Annotated in this window: 15 protein-coding genes; 11 read left to right on the forward strand and 4 right to left on the reverse strand. The window is 41.9% G+C overall.

What is annotated here, in order from left to right; genetic code table 11:
- Positions 1 to 233 precede the first annotated feature (233 nt).
- From FCL54_RS16770 to FCL54_RS16790, 5 genes are all read left to right on the forward strand, one after another.
- Positions 234 to 677 (forward strand): hypothetical protein, encoded by a 444-nt coding sequence (locus FCL54_RS16770; protein ID WP_138127896.1) that lies wholly within the window; start codon positions 234 to 236, stop codon positions 675 to 677.
- A 153-nt stretch (positions 678 to 830) separates the two neighbouring features.
- Positions 831 to 1,895, forward strand: a complete 1,065-nt coding sequence (locus tag FCL54_RS16775) for an NAD(P)H-dependent flavin oxidoreductase (protein WP_138127897.1) — start codon at positions 831 to 833, stop codon at positions 1,893 to 1,895.
- A 58-nt stretch (positions 1,896 to 1,953) separates the two neighbouring features.
- Entirely contained in the window at positions 1,954 to 2,862 is a 909-nt protein-coding gene (locus FCL54_RS16780; protein ID WP_171016891.1) for a Gfo/Idh/MocA family protein, read from the forward strand.
- Positions 2,863 to 3,637: 775 nt separating this feature from the next.
- Positions 3,638 to 3,796, forward strand: coding sequence for an FbpB family small basic protein (locus tag FCL54_RS16785; RefSeq protein WP_138127898.1), 159 nt, complete (start codon positions 3,638 to 3,640; stop codon positions 3,794 to 3,796).
- Between the two features lie 16 nt (positions 3,797 to 3,812).
- On the forward strand, positions 3,813 to 4,205 hold the full coding sequence (locus FCL54_RS16790) for a sporulation protein (RefSeq protein WP_138127899.1): 393 nt from the start codon (positions 3,813 to 3,815) through the stop codon (positions 4,203 to 4,205).
- 116 nt (positions 4,206 to 4,321) lie between these two features.
- Here the strand turns inward: FCL54_RS16790 and FCL54_RS16795 are convergent, their stop codons facing one another.
- Complete coding sequence (locus tag FCL54_RS16795) at positions 4,322 to 4,687, reverse strand: winged helix-turn-helix transcriptional regulator (protein WP_138127900.1); 366 nt, start codon at positions 4,685 to 4,687, stop codon at positions 4,322 to 4,324.
- Positions 4,688 to 4,891: 204 nt separating this feature from the next.
- Here FCL54_RS16795 and FCL54_RS16800 point away from each other — a divergent pair, with 204 nt between their 5' ends.
- From FCL54_RS16800 to FCL54_RS16815, 4 genes are all read left to right on the forward strand, one after another.
- Positions 4,892 to 5,734: a pirin family protein gene (locus FCL54_RS16800; protein WP_138127901.1), complete on the forward strand. Its 843-nt coding sequence runs from the start codon at positions 4,892 to 4,894 to the stop codon at positions 5,732 to 5,734.
- 66 nt (positions 5,735 to 5,800) lie between these two features.
- Positions 5,801 to 6,412 carry an NAD(P)H:quinone oxidoreductase gene (gene wrbA, locus FCL54_RS16805; RefSeq protein WP_138127902.1) on the forward strand — a complete coding sequence of 204 codons (612 nt, stop codon included), beginning with the start codon at positions 5,801 to 5,803 and terminating at the stop codon, positions 6,410 to 6,412.
- Between the two features lie 237 nt (positions 6,413 to 6,649).
- Positions 6,650 to 7,936, forward strand: coding sequence for an MFS transporter (locus FCL54_RS16810; protein ID WP_138127903.1), 1,287 nt, complete (start codon positions 6,650 to 6,652; stop codon positions 7,934 to 7,936).
- Positions 7,937 to 7,951: 15 nt separating this feature from the next.
- Entirely contained in the window at positions 7,952 to 8,548 is a 597-nt protein-coding gene (locus tag FCL54_RS16815) for a helix-turn-helix domain-containing protein (protein ID WP_138127904.1), read from the forward strand.
- Positions 8,549 to 9,379: 831 nt separating this feature from the next.
- Here the strand turns inward: FCL54_RS16815 and FCL54_RS16820 are convergent.
- From FCL54_RS16820 to FCL54_RS16830, 3 genes are all read right to left on the reverse strand, one after another.
- Entirely contained in the window at positions 9,380 to 9,910 is a 531-nt protein-coding gene (locus FCL54_RS16820) for an NUDIX hydrolase (protein WP_138127905.1), read from the reverse strand.
- Positions 9,911 to 9,925: 15 nt separating this feature from the next.
- Positions 9,926 to 10,354 (reverse strand): ester cyclase, encoded by a 429-nt coding sequence (locus tag FCL54_RS16825; protein ID WP_138127906.1) that lies wholly within the window; start codon positions 10,352 to 10,354, stop codon positions 9,926 to 9,928.
- Positions 10,355 to 10,545: 191 nt separating this feature from the next.
- Positions 10,546 to 11,049: a GNAT family protein gene (locus FCL54_RS16830; RefSeq protein ID WP_138127907.1), complete on the reverse strand. Its 504-nt coding sequence runs from the start codon at positions 11,047 to 11,049 to the stop codon at positions 10,546 to 10,548.
- Between the two features lie 613 nt (positions 11,050 to 11,662).
- Here FCL54_RS16830 and helD point away from each other — a divergent pair.
- Positions 11,663 to 14,005: an RNA polymerase recycling motor HelD gene (gene helD / locus FCL54_RS16835; RefSeq protein WP_138127908.1), complete on the forward strand. Its 2,343-nt coding sequence runs from the start codon at positions 11,663 to 11,665 to the stop codon at positions 14,003 to 14,005.
- A gap of 119 nt (positions 14,006 to 14,124) precedes the next feature.
- Positions 14,125 to 14,271, forward strand: coding sequence for a hypothetical protein (locus FCL54_RS24090; protein ID WP_171016892.1), 147 nt, complete (start codon positions 14,125 to 14,127; stop codon positions 14,269 to 14,271).
- Positions 14,272 to 14,304 lie beyond the last annotated feature (33 nt).

Raw genomic sequence — 14,304 nt, forward strand, 5'->3', positions numbered from 1 at the left:
TGACATTGTAACATATGGGTAAGCCGTATGCCTTAATAGGGCACGTACGGTTTGATAAGGGGGAAGCCTTGAAAGAGGTTTCCCTACTTTATTGTTTGTACTTCGTTTTTTTAGAACGAAAGTTGATAAAAAACCAAGCCAATTTTTTCACCGTAAAGAAAATTTTAAAGTATGAGCCATTACTCCCTGCAAGAATCATAAACTGATAGAAACAGATAAGGCGGTGGGCTGCCATGGCTATTTTCATATTCGGAATTCCGGTTCTGCTTATCGTGACGGTCATATTTATGGTCGTGTTCTTTTCTAAAAGCAGGGAGAAGGGAGATGAGGATGTGTTTAAAAGCGTATATGTGTACCTGGTGTTGTTTGCAACATTGATGATGGTGATCGGCGGAGGGATTTCCGTTTTCATGGCGGTAGCTGACATGGTCAGCCCTCAGGGGTATTACCAGAGTTTTCAGGAATACAAAGAGATGCGCCGGTATGATCAGAAAGGGGAGGTAAAGGATATATCGGAAGACCTGCTGCAAAAAGAATATGACTATATTGTAAAGGACGATAATGAGCGAATGGAAAAGCAGGCTAAGAACCAGTTGATTAAAAGTTTGGGATTTATCATTATTCCTTTGCCGGTGTTCTTTTATTTTAACAGGATGAGGCGTAAGGGGAATGCTTGACTAAAATATGTAAAAACAGCTTTCATGTAAGTTGGAAGCTGTTTTTATATGAATAGTTTTCTGGTTGTTATTTATCGGAAGACGCGCATTATAATTGCATTCCAACCCATTTTCTGAAAAGCTTAACTTAGAAAAAACTGTGAGGTGAAGAGCGTGTGGAAGAATGAGACGGCAAAACGTTTGCAGGTCCGTTACCCGATTATACAGGCACCGATGGCAGGCGGGGTGACATCTACCAGTCTGGTATCGGCTGTTTCTAACGCAGGATGTCTCGGTATGATCGGGGCAGGCTATATGTCTGCTGAACAGCTTCAGGAACAAATTAGAGAGGTAAAGGCTTTAACTGAAAACCCATTTGGCGTAAACCTATTTATTCCGGGGCGATACATGACGACTGACGAAAAAGTAGCACTTTCCAACAGGTTGCTTGATCCGCTTAAGAAGGAATTGTCTGTTCATGAAAAAACTACGAATCTACCGACTGCAGAAAAAGATTATGATAATTTTGCTAACCAGTTAAAAGTGATACTTGATGAAGGGGTTCCGGTATGTTCGTTCACGTTTGGAATTCCTTCAGAAGAGGTGATAGGCCAGCTTAAGCAAGCTAACGTTACCGTAGTAGGTACAGCAACCACTGTAAAAGAAGCGATTTTAAATGAAAAAGCGGGCATGAATGTAGTAGTGGTACAGGGAAGTGAAGCTGGAGGGCACCGAGGTACGTTTGAGGAGAGCTCAGAAGGAAGTATGATCGGCTTGATGTCGCTGGTCCCGCAAGTGGTCGACCAGGTGAACATCCCGGTGATCGCTGCAGGAGGTATTATGGATGGAAGGGGGATCAAAGCTTCTTTTTGCCTTGGCGCACAGGGAGTCCAGATGGGGACTGCGTTTTTAACCTGTGAGGAAAGTGGAGCGAACGAACTGCATAAGAAGGAGATTTTGAAAGCAACAGAAGACCAAACGGTGATAACGAAAGCATTCTCTGGAAAAGCCGCAAGAGGGATTCAAAACGATTTTATAGAAACAATGAAGGCGTATGAGGATTCGCTTCCCGCTTATCCGGTACAAAACACGCTTACAAAAGGAATTAGAAAAGCAGCAGCCACACAGGGGAAACCAGCATATATGTCCCTCTGGTCGGGTCAAAGCCCGCGCTTAAGTAAAAATCAATCGGTAGACGAGCTAATCACAGGAATAGTAGCTCAAGCGGAATCGATTTAATAGGACGGATCTTAGTTATAAAGCAGAGGAAAAAGGACGATTAGAAGAGGTGAATGATATGATAAAACTGGGAGTTGTAGGTTTGGGAGATATTGCGCAGAAAGCTTACCTTCCTGTATTCAGCGGTATCAAGAATGTGGAGTTTCATTTGTTTACAAGAAATCAAGAAAAGCTTAAAGAAATTGGGAAGAAATATCGCTTTGAAAAATTGCATGATAGCCTGGAAGCCCTTATGGATAGTGGAATAAAAGGTGCGTTCATCCATTCAGCCACCGAGTCACATTTTGAGATTGTGAAAAAGCTTTTGAACCGCGGCATCCATGTATTCGTGGATAAGCCGATTGCATATGAAGCGGAACAGGCGAAGGAGCTTACGGATCTTGCTGAAACCAATAATCTAATCTTGATGACAGGATTCAACAGGCGATATGCTCCAGTCTATCAAAAGTTAAAAGAAATCGAAGAACCGAATATGATCCTCATGCAAAAAAATCGGAAAGACCAGCCGGCAGATGCCAGAACATTTGTTTTTGACGATTTTATCCACGTGCTGGACACGTTGAGGTACTTGTTCCCGTATCCGGTTGAAGACATTGTGGTACGTGCGAAGGTGGAGGATAATACTCTTTACCATGTCGTTGTACAGTTGATCTCTGGCGGTAACACAGCGATCGGAATCATGAATAGAGATAGCGGACATACCGGGGAAAAAGTTGAAGTGATGAGTTCGACCGAAAAAAGGACGGTCGAGAATGTTGCAGACTTATACATACAGCAGGATCGCGACGTCTCAAAAGCAGGGTCGAGTGACTGGGAACCTACCCTCCATAAAAGAGGGTTCGAGCAAATGATCGCTGACTTTATCCAGGCAGCCGAAACCAACACCACACCGATGATAAGCAAGCAAGACGCACTAAAAACCCATGAACTCTGTGAAGAAGTTATCAACAGAATCTCGGGGGTCTGACCCACGCACGAATTGTGGATAACTCGGATACAGAGCCTGATCGGTGGTAACGATATATTGACAGCGAGTCTACAATTTAATATTATTAAACTATAAAACTTAACATTGTTCTCCTAAAGGGGAGTAGCTTTTACAGCAAGGTCGTCATTACAGAGTTTTCACTCTCGGCTTTGTTGGCAACTTAAAGTTGTTAGCAAGACCTTTACCGTTCGGTGAAGGTCTTTATTTATGGCCTTCACCAGTTGGTGAAGGCCATTTTTTTATTCAGTAAGGGAGGTAAGGAATATCTGATCTTACTCAAGGTTCAAACCGAAGGAGCGGGAAGATGGGATGCCCCTCAAATATCGAACGCATCAGTAGCAAAACGAGGAAACTCAGACGATGCATGCCTGGAAATCCGGAATTTAGATTTATAGGTCATTGAATCCTCTATTTGTGAAAAAACACCACTTTTCGAATAAATGAGGACATCTGTTCCGCTATTTGCTCAAAATCGGACCAAAAAAGACGTTTTAACCGTAAATAACGGCACAGATGTCCTAAAATTTATAAAAAATACCTCCTTTGTCACAAATAAGGGATCTGGTGTCCTCAAAAAATGGTAGGAAGAAGCTGGCACGTTAATCAGTTCTCAGGTGCTTTGCGATGAGGTGGCTCACCGCCCACCCATGGAAAGCGAGCAACCTGGCGTGTAAATCAACATTCCCTGCGCAAATAGCAATAAAGTTTATGAAGACTTCGTTATAAAAAAATGGAACGGAAAGAGGGCATTAACATGACTGGAAAAAAACAAATCAAAAGGATAAACCTATCCATTCAAGATTTGATCAAAAAGAATAAAGAAAAAATTCTGAAGGATCGTTCTGAAATGGAGAAGATCGAGCGGAAAGGAAGAGAAGTTTGCTGGAAGGGGTTAACGGTTACCAACAAGTGAAGAGGAGGGATTCGGCTTGCTTTTAAGAAAATATATGTCATTGCTTGGCATAGGAGCTGCAAAAATTGATCTTCTCCTGGAAAAGGATAGCTATAAACCGGGAGAAAGCGTAAAAGGAATTTTTCTTATCAAAGGTGGAACGATTGAACAGAAGATCTGCAGGATCGAATGTGATCTCGTGAAGTTTGATAAGGAAGACCAGAAGGAGCATGTGATTGATTCAACGATGGTATTGACTTCCAAGAAGATTCAGTCTGAAGGAACGATGGAGTTAGTTTTTCAATTCCAGCTGGCCGAAGACCTTCCAGCTTCCTGCAATAGGATTAACTACCGTTTTAAAACCAGGATGTGCTTTGATGAAGGGGTACAGAGTGAAGACCATGACTTGATCAACATTATAAGCGATTAACAAAAAAACGAAGTGAATGTAGGGAAGGGCTGGAGCAGGATATCCAGTCCTTTCCAGTTTTTTTGGACAATAAAAAAAGAAGATCGAAGGATCCTCTTTTTAAAAATGTTGCTCCATTAAGATTGTTTTTCTTTCACTCTTTCCTGATGTTCTGTACTATTCATATGTTCAAGGTGCTTTGCTCCCCATTCATGCATGGCATCCAAGATAGGTTCGATCGTCCGTCCGTATTCTGTTATGGAGTATTCTACTTTTGGAGGGACCTGAGGGTATACTTCCCGCAAAACAATATCCTGTTCCTCCAGTTCACGCAGATGAGTAGTAAGCATTTTTCGTGTGACACCTGGAATTGCCCGTTTAAGTTCGCTGAAACGCTGGGTTCCATTTACAAGCAGATGAAACAGAATAATTGGCTTCCATTTTCCTGTAAGAATGTTTAAGGTATCCTCCACTTTACATAACTGGGGCTCTTTCTTCTCCATCCCACTTACCTCCCATAAGTATCCTTTTTGATACCCTGGCACTTTAAAGTGCGTACTTCCTAATTTAATCTACATCTTTCATAATAACATTATGGCGGGGGAAAATCATACCAGTAAGGTTGGGATTTGACGTATTCTTTCTGTGATAAAAGGGTAAAAAAAGAAAGTGATATGATGGCTTCTTTAAAAGAAAGGAGGTTTCTAATGAATAGCAGTTCTAGAGTTCAGAGAGAGATAGCGAAAGTCTGGACGGTGAACCACCAGCGCAACAGTTCAACACATAAAGCCGGTTTAATTCTTGAACCTGGCCGGTGGGAGGAATTCGATCCGTTTTTGCTGATGGCCGAAGACTGGTTCGGACGCGGGACGTTTGATTTTCACCCTCATCGTGGCATGGAGACAGTAACCTATGTACTTGAGGAAAAACTGGAACATAAGGATAACCATGGCGGCCATGGAGTCCTATCTCCAGGGGATGTGCAATGGATGACAGCAGGCAGCGGCATCATTCATGCTGAAGAGCCTGCAGGTGAAACCGTCCACACACTGCAATTGTGGATTAACCTTCCTTCTTCTAAAAAAATGACAGAGCCGCGTTACCAGGACCTTCGTAAAGAAGATATGCCTGAACGCAATGAAGAAGGTGCCCGTATAACGGTATTCTCTGGTTCTTCTGCAGGTGTAAAAGCACAGACAGATAATAATGTGCCGATTACGATGGTAGACGTCGAGCTTGAAAAGGATGCATCAGTCACACAGGATTTGCCTGGCAGCTTCAACGGTTTTATTTATGTCCTTGAAGGGAAAGGGTATTTTGGAAAGTCTGAAACACCCGGGGAAAGGAACCAGGTGTTATGGCTCGGTCCTGGAGAAGAAAAGGCTGAAAGTGAAGTGGCAGTCAGGGCAGATGAGAAGCTTCGTTTTCTCCTTTATGCAGGTGAACCTATAGGTGAACCGGTTGTTGCGAGAGGGCCATTTGTGATGAATTCAGATGAAGAAATTCGCCAGGCCTATGATGACTATCGGATGGGTAAATTCGGCAGGTAGATTAAAATGCCACTAGTTCATTTATAAACAGGATTTTTATGATAAATAAAAAGGAGCGATGTTCAAATGGCAAATGTAAATTTAGCAGTGATCTATTATAGTTCAACAGGTACGAACTATCAGCTTGCTCAGTGGGCTGAAGAAGCAGCAAAACAGGCTGGCGCAGAAGTAAAGCTAGTGAAAATGCCTGAAACAGCACCACAATCTGCGGTCGAATCAAATCCAGCATGGAAAAAACATCTGGAGGAAACTAAAGACGTACCTGAAGTAACACTGGATGACCTTGAGTGGGCGGACGCTTATATTTTCAGCGTACCGACACGCTTTGGTAACGTTCCTTCTCAAGCAAAATCATTCCTTGATTCTACAGGCGGTCTCTGGTTCAATGGAAAACTTGCAAACAAAGTGGTTAGTGCGATGACTTCCGCTCAAAATCCTCACGGAGGACAGGAAGCAACGTTGCTGAACCTCTATACGACCATGCATCACTGGGGAGCGATCGTAGCGTCACCTGGCTATACAGACCAGTCAGTCTTTGCTGCAGGCGGTAACCCATACGGAACAAGTGTATCGGTAGACCAGGACGGCAACATGAAGGAAGACGTTAAAGGAGCAGTTGAATATCAAGCAAAACGCACTGTTCAAGTAGCAACATGGGTAAAACAGGGCCTTCAGTAAAATAACGTAGATTTAGGAAATGAGCATTCGCTGTCAATAAAAGCGGATGCTTTTTTCCGTTGTACTTAAAAAAGGAAATATCGTCCGAATCATCTGTTATTATATACAAGGCAATACGCTCGGAAAGTTTTCAATTTTCACAAAAAATCATTTTACAATTTTATCCTTCTCATTTAAAATGATTTTAACCGTTAAAATTATTTTTAACGATAAAAAATTTTCGAGAGGGGAATTCGGATGTTGGGGTTGTTGAAAAACAGGAATTATTTTCGGTTTTGGAGTGCGCAGATTATATCACAGTTAGGAGATGGAGTCACACGCCTTGCCATTATCTATTTAGTAGCCATGCTTTCAAAGGATCCGCTTGAAATCGGCCTCGTCATCTTTGCGCAACTTCTTCCAACAGCTGTCTTCGGCATTTTCTTTGGTCCCCTTGCAGATAAATATTCACGGAAATGGCTGATGGTCGGTTCTGATTTTTACCGGATGACAATCGTTCTTCTTATGATTTTCTTCCATGATTCTGTTCCTGCTCTTATCACCTTAATCGTCTTTCAGGGACTGGGAACGGCGGTCTTTAATCCAGCCCGCTCGGCTTCTATCCCGGATCTTGTCGGTGAAAAAAATATCCAGCAAGCGATTTCGCTTTCCCAGGGAACAAAGGCGGCGATGGATATTATCGGCCCATCGATCGGCGGGCTGCTCCTTTTAATGAATAACTACACAGCAATTTTTCTTATCGATGCAGCAACTTTCCTGTTATCTGCTTTCTTACTATTGCAAATCACCTTATCGGCAACAATCCATAAACATGAACAACCAGGGGGAGAGGGGTACTTTTCCTCTATCGGTTCAGGAATAAAACAGGTCGTCAGCATGCCGGCGCTTCGTTTCCTCCTATTGCTCTTAATGCCAGTCACGCTTGTAGTAGGAGCGCTTAACACCAACCTGGTAGCTGTTCTGACAAATGTTTTCAAGGTTTCGCCCGCACACTTTGGTTTGTTAGAGGCTTCAGTTGGTGTCGGTGCGATCGTTGGCGCTCTTTTTATCGGGCCGTACCTTTTAAAATTGCTAAGGCCAAGTACCGTAATGCTGATGGGAACGATCATAGTTGGAGCCTGGATGGTGATCGTCATCCCGCTGGATATGATCAGGCCGGCTCTTGGGATTACTCCGATCTATTTATGGTGCCTGATGATCGGTGTTTTAAACACATTGATCAACGTTCCGCTGAGCAGTTTGTTCCTTGGTGCAACGCCAGCCTTCTTTAGAGGAAGAGGCCAGGCATTGCTGGGGGCAACAGCAAATTCGTTTCAGCTGATCGGTATTCTTGCCGGAGGCTGGATCGCGGGATATATTGGAGTGTTGAACGGAACCGCACTCTCGGGTCTCTTGCTCATTATTGCAGTTGTGTTCTTTCCGCTGCTCAAAGGATATAAAGAACTACATGCGATCGATCCCAAAAACAAAAAGAAGCCTATCAAGGCAACAGAGGAAAAAGCAGGTCTTCCTGCAGCAAAATAACGTGGAGGGACAGCGATGTCGAACTATAATAAATTAACCGATATGGATCTGGCAAAAGTTATGATGGATCCTAGAAGAAACAAAATTTTTGAACTGGCAAAAAATAAACCTGTAACGGTCAACGATCTTGCGGAAGCGATGGATGAGAAGCCTTCGCGCTTATATTACCATGTAAAAAAATTGGAGGAAGCAGGTTTTCTTGAACTTGTTGAAACACGGCAGCAGGGTAACCTGATCGAGAAGTTTTATAAAGCTGTTCCCGGTATAAAAACCTTTGAGCTCGATAAAAGTTTGTTGAACGAGCATTCGGATGACGTACAAGCAGAGATTTTGAAGATTGTAGAACCGGGCTTGAAAAAGCTCTTTAATGAACTTGACAATAAAGAAGACAGGTACAAGGAGCAAGTAGATATGGCGATCCACTTTTCAAATCTGACCGGAAAAGAATGGATGGATTCCCTTGGACTTATGGTAGAGGCTATAAAAGACAGGGGCAACAATAAAACGGACACAGATTCATTCGACTACCAGTCAAAGCTTGGTGCCGAGGATTTAAACAAAGAATCAAAGTACGTGCATCTAATCTTAACCTATAAAATCGAAGAGGAATAATAACCTGAAACTTTAATCCGCTGAATTCGTATAACAAGTAAAGAATGTTATTTGCGAAGGAAGTGAGAAAATGTTCGCAAAACTTTTCCACCGACTCAATAACACCCAGAAAAAAATTGCGATGGCTGCAGTGCTTTTGTTGTTGGCAGCAGGAATTCTTATTCTCTTGTTTTAATAGGCTTTTTTCGTAAACCCGGTTGCTGCTTCTGGAGGAAGTAGTTAACTTTCGATCCAGGTTGTCTTCCTTTTTGCAAAAGAGGGGTTAGCCTCCTCGGTACCATCATTATTTGAGGTCACCAGATCCGTTATTTGTGACAAACGGTCATTATTCAAAAATTATAGGTCATTGGTGCCGTTATTTACCGATAAAACACCAGTTTTCATCTGATTTTGAGCAAATAGCGGAACAGATGACCTCATTTTTTCTAAAAGTAGAGTTTTTTCACAAATAAAGGATTCCATGACCTATAATTCCCCAACCCGGACTCGCAGGCATTATTAAGTTGTAACTTGCTACTGATGCCTCTATATTCTGGGAGCCTAAAACCGTTTACTTTCATCAATCTCATTCTCATAATCCTGGTCTCTTTGTTTTCCAGAGACAATAAAAACAGAACAATATGAATATTTTGTGACAAAAAGGTTGCCCTGAAGACCGGCAGAGGAGTAAAATGGAAATAGGAGGTGGCCGTATGGATTATATCCAGTTATTGTCTGCCGGATCAGAGACAGGAACAATCGTCTTTTTAATTGGAATTACCCTTGCCTTTTATCTGCATTTATCTGTTTATAAGTTTGATGGAGAGGAGTAGAGACTCCTTTTTTTGTTTTTTAGAAGGACTTTTTTGCCACAGTTGCGGATTTTAAAGGATCCGTTTTCTTTAAAGCTTCCTTCAGTACGGATAGGGCTAACTCATGATCATCCATCACATAAGGGATCTCTTTAGGTTCAACCCAGATTCTTGTGGAAGCTTCATATTCTCGAAGAAAAGGCCTGCACTCAGTAACATCCATTCGATAAAAGGCCTGATAGCCGATCACCGGGTATTTACCATCAGGATCAAAATGAGGGTTTTCCTCATGGCTTACTTCGATCGCTCCGAGGTAGCAGATTTCCCCGGTCACATATCCTTCTTCAAGTGCTTCCCGGATAAACGCCTGTTCTGGTGTTTCACCTTTTTCAACATGTCCGCCCGGAAAGTTATAACCTCTATCTTTTATATAAGACAGGAGGATTTTCCCCTCGTGAAAACAGTAACCATGCACGCTGGTCACCTTTTGGCTGTCAGTTATGAAAAAGGAAGGAAGCCATGTCAGCTTAATGTTATGCCCTCCCCAATCAACGTAAATCGTTTTATTCATACCATTCCTCCAAAGTTAAAACGTTTTATGGGTGTTTTTAGGCAATGCTCCTAGCTCGTATAGAATTGCAGCATCGCTGTTCTCGCACCACATTTCCTTCACTTTTCCGTTTTCAAATGCAAAGATCATAATTCCCGTTTCCTTCACACGTTGCTCTTCAGCCGGGATGTTGAACCAGCCGCCGCGATATGTCATCCAGCCGGTATATCTGACAACAAGCTTGTTTCCTTGCTCGATCAAATCATCCAGTTTCCATTCATCATCGCTGAATACCTTCTTAAACCATCCCATGAATTCTTTCATCGTTTCCCTGTTATTGTCCTCTTTTCGAGAATGATAAACAAAGTCCTCTGTTGTTAACTCATCAACAACATCAAGGTTCCCTCTGGTAAAATACTCAGAAAACCAGCGTTCTGCCACGGTTCTTTTATCGGCACTGATCATGTTATAATCCCACCTTTATACATCTTCTCCACCATATTCTTTTTATGGGCAACGTATCCTCCAGTTTAAGGAAGAAAAGTTTGTCGATTCCGTAACAGAACAGGTCAAACAGGATAGCGAAAATCGTGCAATGGTTTCCTATAAAAAACTATAAAAAGAAAAAGCCTCTGGCATAACTCTTGCCGCGGGCTTTAAAAATGGTTGCTCCAGACGATTTCTCCGGATTTATCTTCTTTATCAAGCATTACATCAAAATTGTGCTTTTCATAAAAGTGAATGAGCCGGTCGACATGGCCCCAATCCCTTTCAGCGATGTCTCCTGTGATCGTCGGAATGTTATTATCCTTCGCTCTTTCTTTTAAATAGTTCATACAGATTGATCCGTATCCTCTATTGGAAGGCCCTTTGATGTCTCCGATGTGAATCCTGTTGTCCTTTTTATAAGTTGCCTGGATCGAAAAGTCCCAGTTTCCCTGAAATGCACTGTCGCATTCGTTAAGCATAATCTTGCATTGCTTGCCATCATCAAAGGCATATACGATTACAAGACTATCATCCTTCGTCTGGTCAATCCCGATCACTTCCCACTTTTTCGCGATTTGCTTCATGTTTTCTTGCATGCGAAAAATTTGAAATTGCAGTTCTTCCCCATCGATCGTTTTTTCTTGTTGGTCAGGGTTTTGCAGCAGCAACATGTGTATTCCTCCCCCCTTTTTTCATCTTCTATACTTATTTCATATGCGAAAGAATCTTTTCCGTTAAGAAAAGCGATCAATCTAACTTCCAGTCAATTGCACACAGTTTCCAATTGTACTAGATTATTGTGATAATTACAAAGGAAGGAATTGCTAATCGTGGATAGATCTTAAGATGACAGGAATATTATAATAGAGTGGTTGTAATCCTTTATAGGAGTTTCAAGCTGGGGTATAAGAGTTTGTCAGAGGAATATTAGACCTTCAGCGGAAATTATTGGAACTTCAGAAAGCGGTATTGGAGTTGCAGGGTGGAAGAATTTGAACTGCCTGCTCATGCTGTTAGATTTGTATTTGCGATTTCCCGTATAAAATAAAAACAGGCGGGCCAAAACTGGTATCAGTTTGCACGCCATATTTTTAAATTAGAAATCAGTATTTTTTTCAAAAACAAACATAAAAAAAGCGCTTGCTATGTAAAAAGTATCATGGTATGATTACAAAGCCTGCGTTAATTTAACGATTTATTTAATTATAACTATCCAATTTATATTATACTACCTGAGATTTAGTTTGTCAAATTTTTAATCCAATTTCTTTAGGGAGTGTTTTGATGGCTGAAAATCCTTTAGAGTGGCAAAATGAGCAGAATCGTGTAGAAGAAGTGCTTCGTATTATAAAAAATAAAATCAAGAAGTACGAGAAGCAGGCTGGCGGGATCAAAGGAGATATTGTTGAACTTCGTAAAAACTTCTGGGATGACGTTACCGTAAACGTGGATAACGCAAAAGAAAGGGTAGAAACAGAAGCTGCACTAAGGCAGCAATCAGAACTTCTCTCGGAAAGAGAACGAAGCCACGGCCAGCTGGATGAACAATTGAAAAAGCTTACCAGGATGAAAGATTCCCCTTACTTTGGGCGTTTTGATTTTCAAGAAGAGGGAGAAAAGGAAGCCGAGAAGATCTATATCGGAATCGCTTCATTGATGGATGAAAATGAGGAAGATTTCCTCGTATATGACTGGCGCGCGCCTATTTCAAGCATGTATTACGATTATTCGCCCGGTCCTGCCCAATATGAAGTGATGGACGGAACGATCAGTGGAGAGATGGAAGTGAAGCGGCAGTTCATCATACGAAACGGGACGATCAAAGGGATGTTTGACACCGGGATCACGATCGGCGACGAGTTGCTTCAAGAAGTGCTCAGCAATGCCGCTAGCACAAAGATGAACAGCATCGTCGCTACGATTCAAAAAGAGCAAAACCAAATTATCAGGCATGAAAAGAGTAAAACGTTGATTGTCCAGGGAGTTGCCGGAAGCGGTAAAACGTCTGCGGCACTGCAGCGTGTGGCCTATCTTCTTTACCGTTACCGCCAGATCATGAGTGCGGACAATATCTTGCTTTTTTCCCCGAACCCGTTGTTTAACAGCTATGTAGCGACTGTTCTTCCACAGCTCGGCGAGGAAAATATGATGCAAACAACCCTTCAGCAATACATTGAAAGCCAGCTTGAACAAAGAATGGAGCTTGAAGGACCGGCAGAACAGATGGAATACATTCTTACAGAGAGGGGCCAACAGGGATACGAAGCGAGGAGGAGTGGGATTAAATTTAAGGCCGGGCTTGAATATAAAGCACTCCTGGACCATTATTTTGACTCTCTTTCAAACAGCGGAATCGTTTTTAACGAGCTTACCTTTAGAGGCGAAACACTCATTTCTACAGAAGAAATGGAGGACTATTTTTATTCCCTGGATGATTCCTATCCGATCTCAAACCGGATCGATCAGTTAAAGGATTGGCTGTTGGAAATGTTGAATAAAGCAGCGAAACAGGAACGAAAAAAAGATTGGGTCGCGATGGAGAGCGAACTTCTAGATAAAGAAGATTATTTAAACGCATATAAAAAACTGCAAGAGAAGCAATCTTTCAATGAAGATACGTTCGACGACTTTGAACGTGAAGAAAAGTTTTTGGCCAGGCTCATCGTAAATCGGCATTTTAAGCCACTGCGAAGGTTTGTGAAAACATTGAGATTTTTAGATGTTAAGGAAACATATGCGAATCTATTTAAAAATCGGCATGTTGCAGAGGAAGCGAATAAACTTTTCCCTGAGGATTGGGGAAGTATCTGTGATCAGTCGCTGAAAGCTCTGGATCAAAATATTCTTTACTGGGAGGATGCGATACCATACCTGTACTTGAAGGACCAGTTGAGCGGCAGGACGCCAAACCTTAATATTCGACATGTGCTTATCGATGAGGCACAGGACTATTCTCCTTTTCAGTTTGAGTATTTAAAGAATTTATTTCCTTACAGCGGAGTGACGCTCCTCGGAGATTTTAACCAGGCGATCTATGCCCATACATTCGGCACGAAAACGCTGTTAGCTAAAGAGTCTTCAGAAGAAGAATCCGTTGAAAAGATCAGCCTGAAGCGCAGTTATCGTTCGACGAGGGAAATTGTTGAATTTACAAAAGGCCTGATCGAGAATGGAGAGGAAATAGAAGCTTTTAACCGCGAAGGAACGAAGCCGGTATTGATAGAAACAAATGATCGTGCTTCCCTGAACACTGCTATCGTTTCCCGGATAAAAGACTTTCAGTCAAAGGGATATGAAAGTGTCGCTGTAATTTGCAAAACGATGAAAGAAACAAAAGCTGCATTCCAGGATCTTCACAATGAGATTCCGATTAAAATGATCACGGAAGAGACATATACATTTGAAAAAGGCGTTACCGTCATTCCAGCTTATCTTGCCAAAGGAATCGAATTTGACGCGGTGGTCCTTTATGATGCTAGCCAATATAGCCGCGAGTCGGAACGGAAGCTTTTTTATACTGCTTGCACGCGTGCGATGCATGAGCTTGCTATTTTATCTATCGGTGATCCGGGCCTGTTTATGAATGAAGCGCAGAGTGACACCTACATCGCTTTAGAAGAAAACTGAAGAAGGGAAAGCTTTTGGCAGCAGCATATCCCCACTTATATAAACTGTTAATTCTGACAACTTATTGAACTTTTTCATTAAAAGTGAGATAATAGGAAGAAAGAGAGGAAGTGGTTTAAGTGAAAGTTGTAACGAAGATCTTTAAGTATGTGTTGGTCTCAAATGTTGCAATTATAGCTTGTTTGCTTTTTCTTCCTGTTTTCTTGCTAACCGATAACGTGAGCTTGATTTCAGAACTGGTTGATTTTATTTCTTCGACAAAATAATCAAAACATCCTAACGAAGCGACTTTTTTTAGC

Origin of the sequence: Exobacillus caeni (assembly GCF_005747095.1) — a bacterium.
GTDB classification, from domain to species: Bacteria; Bacillota; Bacilli; order Bacillales; family Guptibacillaceae; genus Exobacillus; species Exobacillus caeni.

Coding starts and splice junctions, on each gene's coding strand:
- FCL54_RS16815 (WP_138127904.1), top strand. CDS start 7,952: ATGTCGAACTATAATAAATTAACCGATATGGATCTGGCAAAAGTTATG.
- FCL54_RS16830 (WP_138127907.1), bottom strand. CDS start 11,049: ATGTTGCTGCTGCAAAACCCTGACCAACAAGAAAAAACGATCGATGGG.
- FCL54_RS16820 (WP_138127905.1), bottom strand. CDS start 9,910: ATGAATAAAACGATTTACGTTGATTGGGGAGGGCATAACATTAAGCTG.
- FCL54_RS16770 (WP_138127896.1), top strand. CDS start 234: ATGGCTATTTTCATATTCGGAATTCCGGTTCTGCTTATCGTGACGGTC.
- FCL54_RS16785 (WP_138127898.1), top strand. CDS start 3,638: ATGACTGGAAAAAAACAAATCAAAAGGATAAACCTATCCATTCAAGAT.
- FCL54_RS16780 (WP_171016891.1), top strand. CDS start 1,954: ATGATAAAACTGGGAGTTGTAGGTTTGGGAGATATTGCGCAGAAAGCT.
- FCL54_RS16810 (WP_138127903.1), top strand. CDS start 6,650: ATGTTGGGGTTGTTGAAAAACAGGAATTATTTTCGGTTTTGGAGTGCG.
- FCL54_RS16825 (WP_138127906.1), bottom strand. CDS start 10,354: ATGATCAGTGCCGATAAAAGAACCGTGGCAGAACGCTGGTTTTCTGAG.
- FCL54_RS16800 (WP_138127901.1), top strand. CDS start 4,892: ATGAATAGCAGTTCTAGAGTTCAGAGAGAGATAGCGAAAGTCTGGACG.
- helD (WP_138127908.1), top strand. CDS start 11,663: ATGGCTGAAAATCCTTTAGAGTGGCAAAATGAGCAGAATCGTGTAGAA.
- FCL54_RS16795 (WP_138127900.1), bottom strand. CDS start 4,687: ATGGAGAAGAAAGAGCCCCAGTTATGTAAAGTGGAGGATACCTTAAAC.
- wrbA (WP_138127902.1), top strand. CDS start 5,801: ATGGCAAATGTAAATTTAGCAGTGATCTATTATAGTTCAACAGGTACG.